The 17033-nt window shown below is 62.8% G+C and carries 14 protein-coding genes; 2 read left to right on the plus strand and 12 right to left on the minus strand.

Annotated features, from left to right (window positions below; translation table 11 throughout):
- Positions 1 to 24: 24 nt before the first annotated feature.
- The 10 genes from ABC728_RS04350 to ABC728_RS04395 form a co-directional block, all read right to left on the minus strand.
- Positions 25 to 1053, minus strand: a complete 1029-nt coding sequence (locus ABC728_RS04350; RefSeq protein WP_416621836.1) for a DUF7146 domain-containing protein — start codon at positions 1051 to 1053, stop codon at positions 25 to 27.
- Entirely contained in the window at positions 1053 to 5387 is a 4335-nt protein-coding gene (locus ABC728_RS04355) for a strawberry notch-like NTP hydrolase domain-containing protein (protein ID WP_445376283.1), read from the minus strand. Before ABC728_RS04355 ends, ABC728_RS04350 begins: the two co-directional genes overlap by 1 nt.
- A 146-nt stretch (positions 5388 to 5533) precedes the next feature.
- Positions 5534 to 6178 (minus strand): antitoxin of toxin-antitoxin stability system, encoded by a 645-nt coding sequence (locus ABC728_RS04360; protein WP_416621835.1) that lies wholly within the window; start codon positions 6176 to 6178, stop codon positions 5534 to 5536.
- Positions 6171 to 6587: a hypothetical protein gene (locus tag ABC728_RS04365; protein ID WP_126156098.1), complete on the minus strand. Its 417-nt coding sequence runs from the start codon at positions 6585 to 6587 to the stop codon at positions 6171 to 6173. Before ABC728_RS04365 ends, ABC728_RS04360 begins: the two co-directional genes overlap by 8 nt.
- Before the next feature lie 56 nt (positions 6588 to 6643).
- A complete protein-coding gene (locus tag ABC728_RS04370; RefSeq protein WP_416621834.1) occupies positions 6644 to 7201 on the minus strand; it encodes a hypothetical protein in 558 nt (185 codons plus the stop codon).
- Positions 7202 to 7398: 197 nt separating this feature from the next.
- Positions 7399 to 7563, minus strand: coding sequence for a hypothetical protein (locus ABC728_RS04375; RefSeq protein WP_276947304.1), 165 nt, complete (start codon positions 7561 to 7563; stop codon positions 7399 to 7401).
- 431 nt (positions 7564 to 7994) lie between these two features.
- Positions 7995 to 8300, minus strand: a complete 306-nt coding sequence (locus ABC728_RS04380) for a hypothetical protein (RefSeq protein ID WP_416621833.1) — start codon at positions 8298 to 8300, stop codon at positions 7995 to 7997.
- Between the two features lie 99 nt (positions 8301 to 8399).
- Positions 8400 to 10541, minus strand: a complete 2142-nt coding sequence (locus ABC728_RS04385; protein ID WP_416621832.1) for a ParB/RepB/Spo0J family partition protein — start codon at positions 10539 to 10541, stop codon at positions 8400 to 8402.
- Between the two features lie 203 nt (positions 10542 to 10744).
- The gene (locus tag ABC728_RS04390; protein WP_416621831.1) at positions 10745 to 11149 is read right to left on the minus strand and encodes a DUF2958 domain-containing protein; all 405 of its coding nucleotides are present in this window, start codon (positions 11147 to 11149) and stop codon (positions 10745 to 10747) included.
- Positions 11146 to 12108 (minus strand): ArdC family protein, encoded by a 963-nt coding sequence (locus ABC728_RS04395; protein ID WP_416621830.1) that lies wholly within the window; start codon positions 12106 to 12108, stop codon positions 11146 to 11148. The genes ABC728_RS04390 and ABC728_RS04395 overlap by 4 nt, the downstream gene beginning before the upstream one ends.
- A gap of 504 nt (positions 12109 to 12612) precedes the next feature.
- Between ABC728_RS04395 and ABC728_RS04400 the strand changes: the two genes are divergently transcribed.
- Together ABC728_RS04400 and ABC728_RS04405 are read left to right on the plus strand one after the other, a co-directional pair.
- The gene (locus ABC728_RS04400) at positions 12613 to 13644 is read left to right on the plus strand and encodes an AAA family ATPase (RefSeq protein ID WP_126156092.1); all 1032 of its coding nucleotides are present in this window, start codon (positions 12613 to 12615) and stop codon (positions 13642 to 13644) included.
- Positions 13595 to 16117: a S8 family peptidase gene (locus tag ABC728_RS04405; protein WP_445376284.1), complete on the plus strand. Its 2523-nt coding sequence runs from the start codon at positions 13595 to 13597 to the stop codon at positions 16115 to 16117. Before ABC728_RS04400 ends, ABC728_RS04405 begins: the two co-directional genes overlap by 50 nt.
- A gap of 24 nt (positions 16118 to 16141) precedes the next feature.
- Here ABC728_RS04405 and ABC728_RS04410 read toward each other — a convergent pair whose 3' ends face one another.
- Together ABC728_RS04410 and ABC728_RS04415 are read right to left on the minus strand one after the other, a co-directional pair.
- A complete protein-coding gene (locus tag ABC728_RS04410; protein ID WP_416621828.1) occupies positions 16142 to 16651 on the minus strand; it encodes a GNAT family N-acetyltransferase in 510 nt (169 codons plus the stop codon).
- A gap of 4 nt (positions 16652 to 16655) precedes the next feature.
- Positions 16656 to 16955 (minus strand): type II toxin-antitoxin system TacA family antitoxin, encoded by a 300-nt coding sequence (locus ABC728_RS04415; RefSeq protein ID WP_416621827.1) that lies wholly within the window; start codon positions 16953 to 16955, stop codon positions 16656 to 16658.
- Positions 16956 to 17033: the final 78 nt, after the last annotated feature.

The raw sequence follows: 17033 nt of genomic DNA on the forward strand, positions 1-17033 counted from the left end.
ACGGCCCCGCACCGGCTATGCCATTTAAGCTATGAAGCGGCTGACGTCCTCGGGAGCGATTTGCACTCGGATCTCTGTCCGAACGGCATCCAGCCCGCGAGTTGTAAGATCTTCGTTGAAGTCCCCCATCATGGGCGAGAGCGTGATGGCCTCGATCCCGGCCTCGTGCGCCCGGTCCATCAGGCTATCGCGGGCGCTGTCACCTGCCGGATCGTTGTCGCGGACGATATAGAGCCTGCGCAGTTGCGGCGGGAACAGGATGGCAGCGAGGTGTCCGGCCGAGAGTGCGGAAACCATCGGCATGGTGGGCAGAGCCTGACGCAGCGACAGGATGGTTTCGATACCTTCCCCCGCTGCCATGACATCCCTCACGCACCCGAAACGAACCGCATATCCGAGCAGGTCGCCCATCGCCTTCCTCGGCGGATCGACAGGCGCCTTGCCGGAACCGTCCTGGGCCAGCCATGTGCGGTGTGCGCCAGTAATCCTGCCATCAAGGTCGGTGACGGCAGAGATCATCGCGGGCCATGTTTGCGTCGGGCCATCGTCCTCAGGCCGCCAGTAGCAGTTGGAGTGAAAGCGCAGATTTGCGGTCTGGCGTAAATCCGTAATGCCGCGTCCGCGTAAATACGCTTCTGCGGTACTGCCGATCAGCGGCTGCGTCATGCGCCAGAGGCGGCGTGCGGCCTCGGATGATCCCGATGGTGCTGGCGCTCGGGACGGACGAGATATTGGCTGCGGTTCAGGATGCGGCAGGCTGAGGAAGCGCCGGGCTTCTTCGGCAACGTCTGCGAAGTCGATCAGACCAAGTGAGTCCCGGATCACGTCCAGCAGATCGCCATATTCCCCCGTGGCCGAGTCCTGCCATTTACCGGCAATGCCTTTCACACTGTCGTGCAGCCGGACGAACATCGAGCGGCCAGCCGTGTTTCGGACATCGCCAACCTGCCAGTAGTTGCCCTGTTTGCGCCCATTCGACAGATAGTGGCGGCACACCGCCTCGGCCTGTCGGCCGAGACGCTGCGCCAGTTCGGAAGCGTTGAGACGCGCCATTATGCGGCCTCCCTCTCGCCGATGCGCAGGGCCGGAAAGCGGTCAAGCAGTTTGCCGATGATCTCCGGCCCCGTTACATCGACGGGTACGAAGAAGCGCAGTTTCCACGAGATGATCTCGCTGAAGAGACCCCAGGCCCGCAGCCGGTCGCGCATTGCGTCAGTAAAGCCGGTCAGTTCAATCCGGTTGGCGCCCATGACCCGAACGCGGCGCAGTTGCAGGCCCTCGGCGAGATCAAGGATCGTGCGACCTTCGATCAGCGCGGCATAGGCGGCATCCGATGTCAGGCTGCTGGTGACACCACTGGTCGAGGCACTGGCAGCCCAGGCCGGCGATACGCGGCGACCGATGATGCGCTCGCCCTCGTCGGTCTGGAGCCGATAGACGCGGGAGGAGTCCTGCGGCAAGCGTTTCCAGATCGGCAGAAGTAGCCCCGTCACCATATGCAGGATGCTGTCGGTGAACTCCGGCACCTCTGCCAGTTCCGCCTTCCAGGCCGCAGTGAAGGCGGAATGGTCGGCCTCAAGCCAATGAGTCTCGCCCATCGCCCGCACAGGCATGTTCATTGCCTCCATGGGACGGATGAGCCGTACTCGCCGTTCGATCTCACCATCATCCAGCATGACGCTGGTGGTCGGGATCTGCACAGCAGCACGACCGGATCGCTCGTTGATGAGCAGCCTTGCGCGAGGGTCATCCAGTTCCGCCAGGGCTGCATCGAGCGTGACCGGCTGATTGCGTTTGCGCTCGGTGAGCGTCAGGAGCCGGGTTTCCGCGCCGGTACCCGGATGGATGTGGATGACCTGCCGATCTGTGACGATGAAGCTTTCGGCCTTCAGCGTTTCCAACCCCATGTCATAGGTACCGCACGCAATCGCCCCATCGATCCGCGCCTGCAGAAGCTGCTCGAAGGCCGAGAACAGGATGCCCTGCAACTCGATGGTCAGCGCCAGCAGGCGGTTGAGGAAGGTGGTGATCGGCGGCAGGTCGTCCTTCACCCCGTTGCTGTCCATCAGCTTCAGGCCGGTGGCGGATTCAAACCGTTCGAGCGAGCACCCCTCGACCTTGCCGCGCACGATCAACAGATAGAGCTGGCGCAGCGCATCGCGGGCATAGGCGGATTCCAGATTATCCTCGGGACGGAACAGCCCCTGACCGCCGGTCTGGCGCTGGCCGCGCGTGATCGCGCCCAGCGTGTCGAGGCGGCGGGCGATGGTCGAAAGGAACCGTTTCTCGGCTTTGACATCCGTGGCGATAGGCCGGAACAGCGGCGGCTGCGCCTGATTGGTACGGTTGGTGCGGCCAAGGCCCTGAATGGCGGCATCGGCCTTCCAGCCCGGCTCCAGCAGATAATGCACGCGCAGCCGCTGGTTTTTCGCCGAGAGCTCGGCGTGATAGCTTCGCCCGGTGCCACCGGCATCAGAGAAGACCAGAATGCGCTTCTGGCCATCCATGAATGCGGATGTCTCGGCAAGGTTGGCAGAAGGCGCCCGGTTCTCGACCGCAAGGCGCGCCGATGCCCCTTCGCCCTTGCGCACGATCCGCCGTGAACGGCCTGTGACCTCCGCCACCATATCCGTGCCGAAACGCTGGACGATCTGGTCGAGCGCACCGGGGACAGGTGGAAGCGAACCCAGCTGCTCCAGCATCTCGTTGCGCCGCGCCACGGCTTCGCGGCATTCCACCGGCTGACCATCCCGGAAAACGGGACGGGATGACAGATTGCCTTCGCCATCGCTGAATGGCTCATAGAGCTGCACCGGGAAGGAATGCTGCAAATACGAGCCGACATACTCCCTCGGAGTAACATCGACGGAAATGTCATTCCATTCCTCGGTCGGGATCTCGGACAGCCGCCGTTCCATCAGGGCTTCGCCGGTCGAGACGATCTGGATGACGGCGGCATGGCCCGCCTCCAGATCGGCCTCGATAGAGCGGATCAGAGTCGGAGTTTTCATGGAGGTCAGCAGATGGCCGAAGAAGCGCTGCTTGGTGCTCTCAAAGGCCGAACGCGCCGCCGACTTCGCCTGCCGGTTCAGCGTCGCTCCCCCAGAGTTTGGGCTGCCGGTGATATTGGCGGCTTCCATCGCCGCGTCCAGATTGTTGTGAATGACGGCAAACGCCCTGGCATAAGCATCATAGATGCGGCGCTGTTCGTCCGTGAGCTGGTGTTCGACCAGTTCATATTCGACGCCATCATAGGAGAGCGAACGGGCGGTATAGAGGCCGAGGGATCGCAGGTCGCGGGCCAGCACTTCCATGGCCGCAACGCCACCGGCTTCGATCGCCTCGACAAATTCGGCGCGCGTCTGGAACGGAAAGTCCTCACCGCCCCAGAGGCCGAGGCGCTGCGCATAGGCGAGATTGTGGACAGTGGTGGCGCCGGTCGCCGAGACATAAACCACGCGGGCATCGGGCAGCGCGTGCTGGAGCCGAAGGCCCGCACGTCCCTGCTGCGAGGCGGCGACATCTCCGCGCTCACCTTTTCCGCCACCGGCATTCTGCATGGAATGGCTTTCGTCGAAGATAATGGCTCCATCGAAATCGGACCCCAACCATTCGACGATCTGCTTGACGCGGGAAACCTTCTCGCCCCGGTCGTCGGAGCGCAGCGTGGCATAGGTGGTAAAAAGGATGCCTTCCGACAGCATGATCGGCTTGCCTTGAGGGAAGCGTGACAGAGGCGTGACCAGCAGCCGTTCCATGCCGAGCGCCGACCAGTCGCGCTGCGCGTCCTCGATCAGCTTGTCGGATTTGGAGATCCAGATCGCTTTGCGCCGACCGCGAAGCCAGTTGTCGAGAATGATGGCGGCGGACTGGCGACCCTTGCCAGCGCCGGTTCCATCACCGAGCATGAAGCCCCGGCGAAAGCGGATCGATCCGGCAGCATCCTCGGGCGCGGCGCTCACAGTGTCGAAATGCTCGTCCACGGTCCAGCTGCCGGCGAGATGATCGGCATGGGCTTCACCGGCATAGATCACGGTTTCAAGCTGGGCGTCCGACAGACGCGCGCAGATGTCGGGCGGCAGCATGGGCCGGTAGGAAGGCTTGGGCGGTGCGACCGAGGCCATGGCGGCGGATTGCACCAGCTTGGTCGGATGCGGCTGTGCACCAGCGATACGCAGCGATTGCATCGCATATTCCTCGTAGATCGCGTCAGACAGGCGAGCGCCTTCGGGTGGCGTCCAGTCCACGGTCTCATAGGTGAGTTCGACGCCTTCGGGATCGTTAGCCGGGGCAGCGGCAGGCCGTGTGGCTGTCGCGCGGGCCAGATAGCCTCGCACGGTTTTCGGCGCGGTCGCCGAAGCGGGCACCACGATCTTCGGCAATGATACCGGGAGACGCTGCGGAACATGCTCCTCAATCCATTCGGTCAGCGTGGCAACATCAGGCGCGATCCCCGGCGAGGCCGGGAAACTGGCCGGATCGTCGGCGGGCCGTTTGTCGATCACGGTCAGCCGCGTGTCGAACGTGGTGCCGTGCTTTGCATAGACCGCACCATCGACGGCGGCGCTGAACACCACACGACCACGGGCCTGCAAGCGGATGAAAGCATCCCGCCATGCCGGAGCTTCGGGACCAAAGCCTGCGCCGGTGATCGTCACAAGGCGGCCCCCGGGGGCAAGACGGGCCAGCGCCGAGACAATATGGCGGTAGGCCGCATCGGACACACGACCGCTGACATTGGCCATGACCGAGAATGGCGGGTTCATCAGCACCACGGACGGGACGGCATCCGGGGCCAGATGATCGTCGATCTGGGCGGCGTCGGACCGGGTGACAGCGAAGGCCGGAAAGAGTTGGGCAAGAAGATCGGCGCGGGTATCGGCCAACTCGTTGAGGATCAGCGACCCGCCGGCGGTCTGCGCCAGGATCGCGAGAAGGCCGGTGCCGGCCGATGGTTCCAGCACCCTGTCATCAGGCGTGATCGCGGCCGCTGTCAGGGCAGCGAGACCCAGCGGGACAGGCGTCGAGAACTGCTGGAGGCTCTGACTTTCCTCGGAGCGCCGGGTTTGCGTCGGCAGGAGCCCGGCAATCTTCGTCAGATGGGAGAGACGCGCATCCGCAGAGGCGGATTTGCGGAAAAGCGCCTTTCCGTATTTGCGCAGGAACAGAACGGTCGCGACCTCGCAGGCCTCATATGCCGTCTTCCAGTCCCAGGCGCCGGAAGCATCGGAAACACCGAAGGCGGTTTCCATGGCCGTCCGCAGTGCGACGGCATCAATGCGCTGGCCGCGTTCCAGATGGGGAAGCAGCAGCTCGGCCGCAGCCAGAATTGCGGGCGCAGCCGCCTTCGGCGTGACCGGATCGGTCACGGGAAACACCATGTTCATGTCAGAAAACCTCGGGAGAGCATAAGCGGGCAAGCCCGGCCAGCGCTCTCTCGACCACCCGGACTCAACCCCTTCCGGCAAGCCTCTTCCTCTGAACCTGGCCGCATAAGAAAAGCGCCCCGACCGGATGGTGGGGCGCCAGAGGATCAGCCGAAGCGGCGGCCGGTTTCGGTGAACATGTATTCGTTCGCGAGGATGGTTTCATCCACGACCGCGTCGGAGGAGAGATAATCGTATTCGCGCTCCAGCTGGCGGTAGAGCCAGCGAGCAAAATCGCGCAGCGCTTCGATCACAGTCTCCTCGGCATCCGCCGTCATGTCCTGCCAGTTCGGGCTGTCGCGCTCGACCGAGATCGCCATGCGGTATTCGTGATAGTAATGGCCGCGATGGCTGGCCTCGGCGCGCAGCTGGTAGAAATTGCGTTTCTGGATCGCCTGCAGGACATCGGCGATGCGGTGCAGTTCTGTGTCCTGCGGCGCATATTCCCGGATCAGACGTGGGGCGCCTTTATGGTAGGAAAGCCGCGCCTCGAAGCACGCGCCATCCCCTTGCGACCAGAAGCCCCGGAACCAGATGCAGGGTTCCTGCCGGGTGCCGCCGCCCATGAGCCGGACCGGCCGGGTCTTGAGGTCAAGACCGAGGATTTCGGCGATGCGCTGGAAATCCTCATAGACGGTCTCATACCAGTCATAGTCGAAGCCGCCTTCACGACACCAGGCCCGGGCCTTGTCCTTCGCCGCATCCGACAACTCGTCGAGGCGATAGACGGTGGTTTCGATGACCTTACTCATAGGGATCGCCTCCCTCCAGCACGGTGGAAAGCCAGCCATCGGTATAGATCCAGTCGACCGTCTCGCCGGTGGCGAGGTCAAGAACATGCGCGCCGCCGCCGAAACCGTCGACGCGGGGTTTCGAGCAGGTATTGGCATATTGCAGGCCCCACCGGCCGCTCAGACCGAATTCGGAGGCGCAGCGTTTGACGAACTGGATGACGTGCTCCGGATCGCCGGTAACGTCATCGCGCATCCAGAGCTGCGTGCCGCCATGTTCGGGCTGGATCGAAAGCAGGAATCCATCCGAGGGCGGATCTTCCGCGTCATTTTCATCGGCCAGCGCATTGTAGAGTTCGAGCGCGCGGGCGGCGTTTTCCGGCGTGCCCACATCGAGCAGGCAGGAAAAATGCGTGTAATAGTCAGCCATGGCGGCCTCCGGACATGACAAGGCCCGGCGCTGAACCGGGCCGAATGGATGGAAGATCAGGCGGCTTGCGGCAGGCGAAGCAGGTCGGACGCCGTCTCGCGCCAGAAGGGGTCGACCAGTCGCGCCTCACAAAGGCTGGCGCGCAAGCGCAGGTCACGGGCCAGTTCGCGATTGGCGCGCCCCGACGCAGCAAAGGCCATACCGCGCAGTCGACTGGCCTCGGTGACGATACGGCGAGCCTCGGCATTGGACGTGACAGGCTGCTGCCAGAGGATGATGCCGGCGCGGATTTCGCCGGCAAGGACCAGACCGTATTCGCGGTCCTGGATGAGCATGATGCGCGGGCAGAAATGCGGAAAGCTGTCCGAGCCGCTGCAAATGTCGCCCCGCGACAGGCGCAGGGCGGCGAACTGCATGGCCTCTTCTGGCGACGGGCATTCCCCTAGCGGGATCATGCGCTCGAAACTGTCGGCATTATCGCCACCGTCAGCGCTGGCCAGACCGAGACAGGAGATGCGCAGCGGCAGCTTTTGCGCCCGATAAAGCGCGGGAAGCACATCAGCGGCCAGAATCTCGCCGATGGGACGGAAGGTTTCAAAACGGGCGATGGTCATCGGGATCACTCCACGACGGGCGCCGGTGAGCCTCTCTCTCCGACCTTCAACCCGTCACGGCCGAACGGCCCCCACTCTTCCTCTCTGACCGGGGCGCGTCCCCGGTTCCGCTGCCGGCGATGGGCGCCATCGCAGGGCTGAAGGCCCGGGCGCGGGATCCGCGCACCGGGCCGTTGGCATGAGGCGCGTGTCGCGCCTTATGCCCACGGGTCCAGTTCCAGCCGCACCATATCGTCATCGCCGTCGAACTCGGCGGCGGGGCAAGCGGCGTGGGTGCCGTCTCCGGCCTGGAACACGACGATCGAAACCATCAGTGTGGCGGCGAGGCTGGCGGCGAAGGCGGTGGCATCTGCATAGGACATGGGTTCCGGCTCCTGTCTTAGGGAGGCGGGGGACCATCCCCCGCGCGACAGGCGCCCGAAGTGTCTGACCGTATCTGCAATCACCCGAGGGCGTTCGGCCCTTTGGCCCGAATCCCCGAGGGCGGCACGCTTGCGTCAAGCCGACCCCTCCGGGGTTGAATGCCAAGAAGCGGATCAGACCAAGGTTAGCGAATGGAAGCGGGGGTGGTTCTTCGCATCTGCCAGGATGCCGGATACCCGCCCGCAGATGCCTTGCCGCGCCAGCCTTGCCGCCATGCTGGCATCAGAACCCGTGTTCTCTCCAGGCCGGGGATGGCACCCGCTGCCCAGACAGGATGAACGGCGCCATGGTGCAGCTGGAACTGGAAACCCCAAGTGCGAAAAGTGCGAAGCTCATCTTCCGCAGGCCCCAGGTTGCCCTCAACTGGCCTTCAGCCCCAAAGCCCATCGGCGATTTCTCGAGCAATCATTGCGCGCGCCTGCATCATCAGATCATCGCCAGATGTGTCGATATGGCCGTAAAACCGGGCGCGGCCACCATAGGCTGTCCATTCGGCGTAGCGGCAATATTCGCGGGCATCGAGCCGGAACACCCGCATATCCTCGGCCCAATGGGGCTTGGGCTCGACGACGACAGTGATGCCGTCGCGAGTTTCTTCCCACGGAAGTGTGCGCTCCGATGGGGGATTCGCGCGAGCTTCGTGGAAGATCTGATCGATGTCGATGATCGTGGGCATGGAAGTTCTCCAAAGAAAAAGCCCGGCCACAAGGACCGGGCGAGCTCAGGGAAACGGAATGGAGTGGTCGGGGCGACCGAAGGCCACCCCGACGGAAGGTTATTCGGCAGCGACCATGTGCTGTTCTTCCTCGTCGTCGACGGGACCGTCTTCCTCGCCATCGCCAGCGAGAAAATCGGGCAGATCGTCGGCTTCGCCCTCGGGAGCATGGACCAGATCGACCTCGGCCCCCTCATCGACCATGCGCAGCGGCTCGGGCAACCAGCCGGTATCAGCCAGCAGACGCTCGGCCTCTTTCGCCATGTCGCCCTTCTTGAGGTGCCCGATCAGTTCAGCGGCACGGTCACCGGCGCCTTCGCGCACGGCCTCAATGATGCGCGGCTTGGTCACGCGGCCGAGATAATTGCCAGCCGTCGGCCGCCAGCCCACCGCCACCATGTCGAGACCGGTCGAACGCGCCAGCCGGTCCGCCTGCGACAAGCGGATTTCCAGCCCGTGCTGGCTGACGCCCATGCCGCTATAGGGGTTTGGCTTCTCGTAGAGCGCATTGACACCAAAGCTCACGCAATGGGCGAGCAGGTCCATGCGGGAGCCATCATCCAGATCGGCCAGCCAGTCCCAGAGCGCGGCATCATCGGCCGGGATATGGTCGCTCCAGCGTTCATGCCGTTCCTGGATCGCCCTGGCCGAGGTGCTGTCACGCAGATCCTCGGCCTGCGCGGGCAGATGGACCTCGCGGACCTGCGCTTCCAGGCAGCCCCGCGTCGAATGCGGCAGAAAGCAATCGGTGACCAGCCGGTGCAGCAGCGCCGTCATGGCGACTTGCGGGTTGGATGCGACCGCGTCGCGCAGCGCCAGCGTACGATGCGCCGTCAATTCGCTGATCAGCCGGTCAGGTAGCGGCCTGATCGTTTCGGCCTCATCCTCCTCATCCGGTTCGGCCGGTTGACCGCCCAGCGTGATGACCGCGCGCTGATGCCTGCCATCAGCTTCAGGCCCCTGGAGCACCTCGCCAGTTTCCGGATCGACGACATCGGTCGCCGGTTCTGCAGGCGCCTCAACCTCGGGACGGACATAGCCACGCTCGACCAGCAGGGTGCCATCGGCATCGATACTGACGAAGACGCCCGCCCTGGCCATCTGATCCGGATCGAAAATCATGGGACGGCGCTCAAAGGCATCCAGCGCCTGCTCGATTTCGCCGAGGCGTGCATCGATCTCGTCGGGCAATTCGTCAGCCTCGGCATAGTCCGCTTCCAGCCGGTCATATTCCTCGCGCAGCGCCTCACGGGCTGCGCGCTCCTCCTCGGTCATATCGACCGTGGTGCCGACCAGTTGGCGAAGTCCATGATCGTGGCCGTAAGGAAAGGTCAGGGCGACCTCGATCCATTTCCAGCCCTCGGCGGCAATGCTCTCCGCCTCGGTCTTCAGCTTCTCGCCCACCAGCCGGTCGAGCAGAACCGGGTCCTGCAGCCATCCGCCATCGTCCTGCTGGAAGAGATCGCGCAAAACGCAACCGCCGGCCTCCTCATAGGCGTCGATGCCGACGAAGAGCACCCGCTTGTCGGCGGCGCGCACCGTGGTCTCGGTCAGCAGGCGGCGGATATGGTAGGGTTCCTTCTGCCAGCCATCCTTGATCGCCTCCCAGACCTGTTCCTGCCGGGCATGGTCGGAACTGACAGTGAAGGCCATGAGCTGCTCCAGCGTCATGCCGTCTGCGGCATAGATGTCGAGCAGCGCGGGCGAGACCGAGGCAAGGCGCAGGCGCTGTTTCACCACCTTCGCGTCGACGAAGAAGGCAGCAGCAATCGCCTCTTCGGTCATGCCCTTCTCGCGCATGGACTGGAAGGCACGGAACTGGTCGAGCGGATGCAGCGGCGCGCGCTCGATGTTTTCGGCGAGCGAGACCTCGTCAATCAGCACATCAGCCCCGGCTTCCGACACCACGCAAGGCACGGGCGCGATCTTGGCAAGGCGCTTCTGCTTCACCAGCAGTTCCAGCGCTCGGAAGCGGCGGCCACCGGCAGGCACCTCGAACATGCCGGTCTCGGCGCCATCCTCGCCCAGGACCGGGCGTACATGCAGGGACTGGATCAGTCCGCGGCGGGCGATGGACTCGGCGAGTTCCTCGACCGAGATGCCGGCCTTGACGCGCCGGACATTGGACTGGGAAAGCATCAGCTTGTTGAAGGGAATATCGCGCGAGGACGACAGGGTGATCTTCTGAACGGCAGTGGCCATGTCAGTTGCTCCATGACGGACGCCGGGGAGCCTCTCTCTCCGGCAACCAGCCCGTCACGAAACTCCCATCCCTCCTGTTCCTCTCCTGGCTGCCGCTCGGCCCAGCCGGCCCGGCACCGGAACTTTCACCACGTCACGACGAGAGGCGCCGCCCTCTACCTCCAAGAGAGCGGCGCAAAAGCGCAAATCCGGACAGCCGGGTCTCAGGCTTTCCGGATTTCTGTATCGGCGGGTTTCAGGGTCTGTGCAGCACCGCCACGGAAGCGGGCGGACAGGAGTTGCTCGGCGGCCCGTATGCCGCCCGCCATGCGCGCTGTTTCAGCCCAGACCGAGATCGGGAACAGGCCGGTAAAAAGCACGTCCCGCTCGATCGTCATACCCAAGTGCAGCCGGATTGCCTCCAGTTCAGCGAAGCTCCAGCTACCGAGTTCGGGATAGCCGATGTCGGCGAGACCAAACATGATGTCGTCGTCCTCATCCAGTTCGGTCGCGAGCCAGACGCCTGCGCCAAGGGGATTGTAGAATTTGACGACGGGGTGGTGATCAGTGTCGCGCCGCCGGCCATTGGCGAGAAGCTGCGCGCGCTGCGTGCGGGTCAGGAGGATCATGCCGCAGCCCTCCGCTCAACCAAGGCTGCGACAGGTTCGGCGACCTCCTCGTCGGGCAGATGCGCGAGCAGCCAGTCGGCCGCCTTGCTCGCCTGCGAGGCGGCGCGGACGATGGCGCGATTGTCCTCCCGAAGACATTCCAGCCAGGACCCAATATAGTCGGCATGACGAACGGTCGGTACGATACCAAGAGAAGCGCAGCAGAAGGCCGCGTTCATCTCTGCGACCAATTCCTCGAAGGCGTATTTCTTCGTGCCAAAGCTGCCCGAGAAATCCCGTCCCAGGCGTGAGGCATGACCAGTGGCGTGACCCATTTCGTGCAGGGCGGTCCTGTGCCAGTTGATCGGCTCGAAATAGGCCTGCGGAGGCGGCACCTGCACATAGTCGTGCGCCGGCACATAAAAGGCGCGATCGCCGCCAATGCGAAAATCGATACCGGTCGCGCGGATCAGTGCCTCGACCCTTGGCTCGATCATGCCGGGCGGCGGTGGCGGCGCCTCCACGGCGATATTCTCGGGCAGCCCCTCGCATTGGGCCGCGTTGAACACGGTGAAGCGTTTCAGGAATGGAATGCTTCCCGCTTCTTCACCGGCGTCCCGGGCGCGACGCTTTTCGTCCTCAGGAGTGAAGCGGTCGGCATAGACGACGGTCGTGCCATGCTCGCCCTTGCGGACATTGCCGCCGAGCGAAAGCGCCTGACGAAAAGTGAGCCAATGCTGGGTCGGATAGCCGTGCTGGATCACGGCGCCCCAAAGGATCAGGACATTGATCCCGGAATATTGCCGTGCAGTTGCCGCATTCCTCGGCATGGCGAGTGGCGCTTTTGCCGTTGATGTGCCCCATGGCTGGACCCAGGGCAGCCGACCTTCCTCCAGCTCCGCGATGATCTTGCCGGTAATGTCGTCGTAAAGATTGGTGCGATTGCCGCCGCCTCGCGTGGCTCTGTCAGTTCTGGCCATCGGGATGATCTCCGCGACGGGCGCCGGAGACCTCTTCTCCAGCCCTCAACCCGTCACGGAAAAACCCGTCCGCACTCTCACTCTCAGGGGGCGTTGCGGGGTCTCCCCGCAGAAGGGGGTGCGTCGGTAACGGAAGTGCCGGCCAGGGGGAAGGCTTTCCCTCACAAAATCAGATCGATTCTCTGCACGCGCCCAAGTACCAGGAAACCCACACCCTCACTCTGATGGCACTGTACGCTCCCCGATGACCGTTGTGAAAAACATCCGGAGAAAGCACACGATCTGCCGAATTGCCCCGACAGGGGCACGTGATTGCCGAGAGGAGGGAGTTGTCAATTGGGGATTCCGTAAACCTCGACGGACTGCTAAGGTGTCAAAGCTACTGAATCGCTTCAGCCTGGGTTGCCGCTGCTGAACGCGGTAATCGGCAGAAAACTGTGTAGCCACTTTTGGTTAGCATGAACAAACTTCATGGCTTGAGGTTGGGGGTTAATAGAGGCCACTATGGCGCGTAGCGATCTTCTTGTGTCATTAATTCGCGCCGGTGCCACCGGCGATCAGGAGATGCTGCGCTCAACTACCGAAGCCATGGTTGCCGAGGAACGTGCCAAGAAGCATTTCATTGTTGCAGACCGAATGCAACGAGCTTTGTCGACCGTTCCGATCACGCCACCAGCTCTTACCGCGAGTTCGCCTCATCTTGCCGCCGCCAACGGGCGCGAAGCCATTCTGGAGATCACTCCCCGGCTGCAAATGGACGATCTGCTTCTCCCACTGCCGGCGCGCGAAAGCGGTCGCCAACTCATTGAGGAGCATCAACGGGCGGACGTTCTGCGGGCAAGTGGCTATGAACCTCGTCACCGCGTACTGCTTTCCGGTCCACCGGGCAACGGCAAGACTTCGTTTGCCGAAGCGGTCGCCGAGGGTCTGGGCCTGCCGTTCTACGTCGTCCGGTACGACGCCCTTATCGGCAGCTATCTCGGCGAGACCAACGCGCGGCTTCGCAAGCTCTTCGACTATGTAAGAACGACACCGAGCGTGCTGTTTTTTGACGAGTTCGATGCCATTGGCAAAGAGCGCGGCGATACGCACGAGACGGGTGAGATCAAGCGTGTGGTCTCATTCCTTCTGATGCAGCTTGATCAGCTCCCGAGCTATGTGATCGTCGTGGCTGCGACCAATCATGGCGAACTGCTCGACCGGGCCGTCTGGCGGCGGTTCCAGATGCGGCTCGCAATTCCGGCGCCGAAGAAGAGCGAGATCACCGTTCTCCTGGACCGGATCGTGTCTGGCTGGCCGGATGCGCCGAAAATGACGCTCGGCAGGATTGCCGGTCGCCTAGGGAATGTCAGTTACGCCGAAGCTCTCGATTTTTGCCAGAATGTGAGGCGGCGCCAGATTTTGGGTTTGGGGGAGGTATCGATTGATGACGCACTGCGCGTGGAGCTTGATCTATGGACCTCGCGCGTTACGCCAGAGATCATAAATGCCGAGCGATCCAACGAAACCGCTCCTGAGACTGACACCAAGAGCTGATCAACCTCGCCCTATAGGTCGTCCACGGCCTGTTCCGTCTCCGGATGCCTTTCCAAGAGAACGTCAAACTGCGGCAATCGGGCCAAAGTTTGCGCGTCTGGCGGAAGTTCTCGCTCGCGGAAATGCCGCGCTTGAACTGCGTGCCGATCCGGCGGGTCTCGCCCCTGAACGGCTACTGGTCTTTGAAGTTCGCGGCTCCATAAGTTCGTTTGCCGCAGCCATCCAGCAGGTTGCCGGTCTGGAACTCGTGGATGAGGAAGAGCTTGAAGGTGACGAAGGGGATGAGCATCCCTTCGCCTATCTGCTCGTTCCCGACATGGCGGCTTTGCAGAATCTCGAGTCCCTTTGGCGCCGTTGGCAGGCAGGAGAGCTTGTCCGCGGCGAAACGACCTGGGCAAATGTGTTCGAGCACCTTCGGGACTTGCGCCCGTGGGGGCCGAATGACCGGGTTCATCCAACAGATCGGACGTTTCTCGCCACCATCGTCGACGATCATGAGGACGACCAACTCATCCGCGTCGAAATCGAGCTCGTCTTTAGATCGAACGACGCGGCAGCAGGAGCGAGCGAAGCTGAGGCGTCGCGCGCGATAACCGCCCGCGGGGGCGCAATCGTGTCGCGGGCACGCCTGCCGGATATTTCGTACCACGCGCTGCTCGCCGACATTCCGGCCTGGGCGGTCCGCGAAATCATCGAACAGCGGATCGAAGGCATCGCAGGTCTGGAATCTGTAATGCATATCCGGCCTCAGTCCGAAGCCACAACGGTGGAGATCGCTGATCCGTCCGAAATCCCGCTGGTCGACAGTGCCGGGCAAGCCCTGGGCGAACCGATCTTGGCCCTCCTCGACGGAGTACCGGTAAGCGCCCATCGTCAACTGACAGCTCATATCGATCTCGACGATCCGTTCGAACTCGAGCCACACGCTCTGGTGGAATCCAGAGCACATGGAACGGCGATGGCGTCCCTCATCATCCATGGCGATCTCAATCGAAACGAGGACCGGCTGCCGAGGCAGATCCATGTCATTCCAGTGATGGGGAATGGCGACGCATTCCCTGACGACAGACTCGTCGTGGACCTCATCTACCTTGCGGTCATGCGGCTACGTGAACAGCGCCCCGGGATCGTGATCGTCAATCTCTCGCTGGGCAACAGGTATCGGCCGTTTCACAATCAGCTCTCACCTTGGGCGCGTCTTCTTGACCGGCTCTCTTACCGTCTCGGCCTGCTGTTTGTGGTGAGCGCCGGCAATCAGACGACTGACTTCGGCATCACTGGCTATGCGACGGCCAGCCAATATGAGGATGCGGACGGACAAAGTCGTGCGAGGTCCATGATCACTGCTCTCCATGGAGTTATGGCTGAGCGACGGTTGCTATCGCCAGCCGAGACTGTGAACGGCATCACCGTGGGCGGCGGAAATATTGACTTTGTAGCTCCGGCTGATCGGGCGCTGGCGCGAGCCTTGATCGATCCGTTTCCCAGCCATCTTATGGCAAACCCCTCGAGCAGTCTTGGGCCAGGCTTTGCCCGTTCGATCAAACCGGACATCCTGATGCCTGGCGCGCGCGAACATATGCGGTTTGTGCGCAACCATGCCCATATCGATGTCGTTCCGGCCGCCGCCTCGCGCGGCGCTGGCCTCAAGGTTGCAGCCCCGCCGAGAGCCGGCCGTGAAAATCTCGATGGCTATACGAATGGCACGAGCGCTGCAGCAGCCCTCGCCTCACGCACCTGTCACAGAATACATGATGCTCTGGAGGCTGCCTACGGCGAAGAGTTTCTGCGGCTCACGCCCACGCAGCGTGCCGTTCTGTTGAAAGCGCTACTGGTGCATCCCGCCCAGTGGCCCCGAGATACCGCCGATCTCATAAAGACTACGCTCGGCCCCACGGGCCGCGGTCAGGCATCAAAGCAGAAGGACAATATCCGGCGCTTCATGGGATATGGCTACGTTGACGCCGACGACGCAGTAGCTTGTGCCGCGGACCGGGCGACTTTCTTTGCAACAGGGCTGCTGGGGGCTGATCGTATCGTTACGATCGACGTCCCGGTCCCCGTCGCGATTGGAGGCAAGGCCAGGCCGCACAGCCTTTCGGCTACAGTTGCTTGGTTCACGCCTGTCTCGCCCGGGCGCAAGAGCTATCGCAGTTGCCGACTCAAGATACTCAAGCCTACGGAACTGAATGCGCTGGCTGTCTCTGGCCACAGTTGGCAACCAGACGAGAACCAGAGCAATCGGGGAACTGTCTTTTCGCGCTGCTGGAGCGGCGAGAACTCGCCCGTCGTGACCCCGAACATGACAATCCCCCTCGTCATTCAGCGCGATCCGGATCAGGGCGCGCCCAACGACGAGATGGTTCCTTTCGGTTTGGCCGTGACGATTTCCATGCCCGGGGAGGTCGCTCTTTATGACGAGGTCCGCGCTCGCACAGCTCCGCATGTTCGTGCGCAAGCAGTTGATTTGTAGAGCGCATTCTCGGCTCCACGGCTCTCATCCACTGGTCTTGGCGAGTGAGGCCGCGAGATCACCGATAGAACGCAGCAGGATCAGAGCATCGTCCCGGGAAGGCTCAAATCCGCGCCGCCTCCAGAATTCGGCAGCTTCTTCATCAACAGCATTGACCATCAAGGCCCGCCCGCCAATGAGCGAGGCCGCCTGAACACAGCGCTGAAGGGCGTGCTTCACAAGGCCGGTGCCGATGCCCAGCCCTGCCCATGCGGTATCGGTGGCCAGTTGCCCCAGAAGTATGCACGGCACCGGATTAGGCGGCTGCCCAGTCCGTATTGAACGCGGCATGACCGATGGGACAACGGCGGTGGGTGCGAGACCGTAGTACCCGACCACACGTCCAGCCTCATGCACGACAAGAACGGCTGTAAAGCCCTTCTGCTGATTAGAGAGCGCTCGGGTTTTCAGCCAGTGGTCGAGCGTCGGCTTGCCACAGGAAAACTCAGAAACATCGTGAGCGGCGGTAAGCGGCTCGGGTCCCGAAAGCTGCAAGGGACTACCGCTTCGCCACGTAGCCCGGCTCCCACGGCGCAGGCCGTTTCAGCACTTCCACCATCTCCGGAACAGGAGCGGCGGGACGCGACAACACATCCATGAACTGAGCAAAGCCTTCCGGGCTCATCCGGACCAGCCCCTGCTCCATGACGACCTCCTCGGCCGCGCGTACAGCGGCCTCGCGCACGAAATCCGTGCGTGAGCGGCCGCGCATGCCCGCGGCGCGATCGATCATGGCAACATCCGCCTCGAGCAGACGCATCGAGATCGGATATTCCTTGCGTTCAGCAGTGTTGGCCATGGCGAGTCTCCTTAGCTCGAAGATAGTACCTTGTATTGCAAAATACAATACGATAAAGTCTAAACTGCAAGCAACAGC

The sequence above is a fragment of the Niveispirillum fermenti genome (assembly GCF_052474395.1).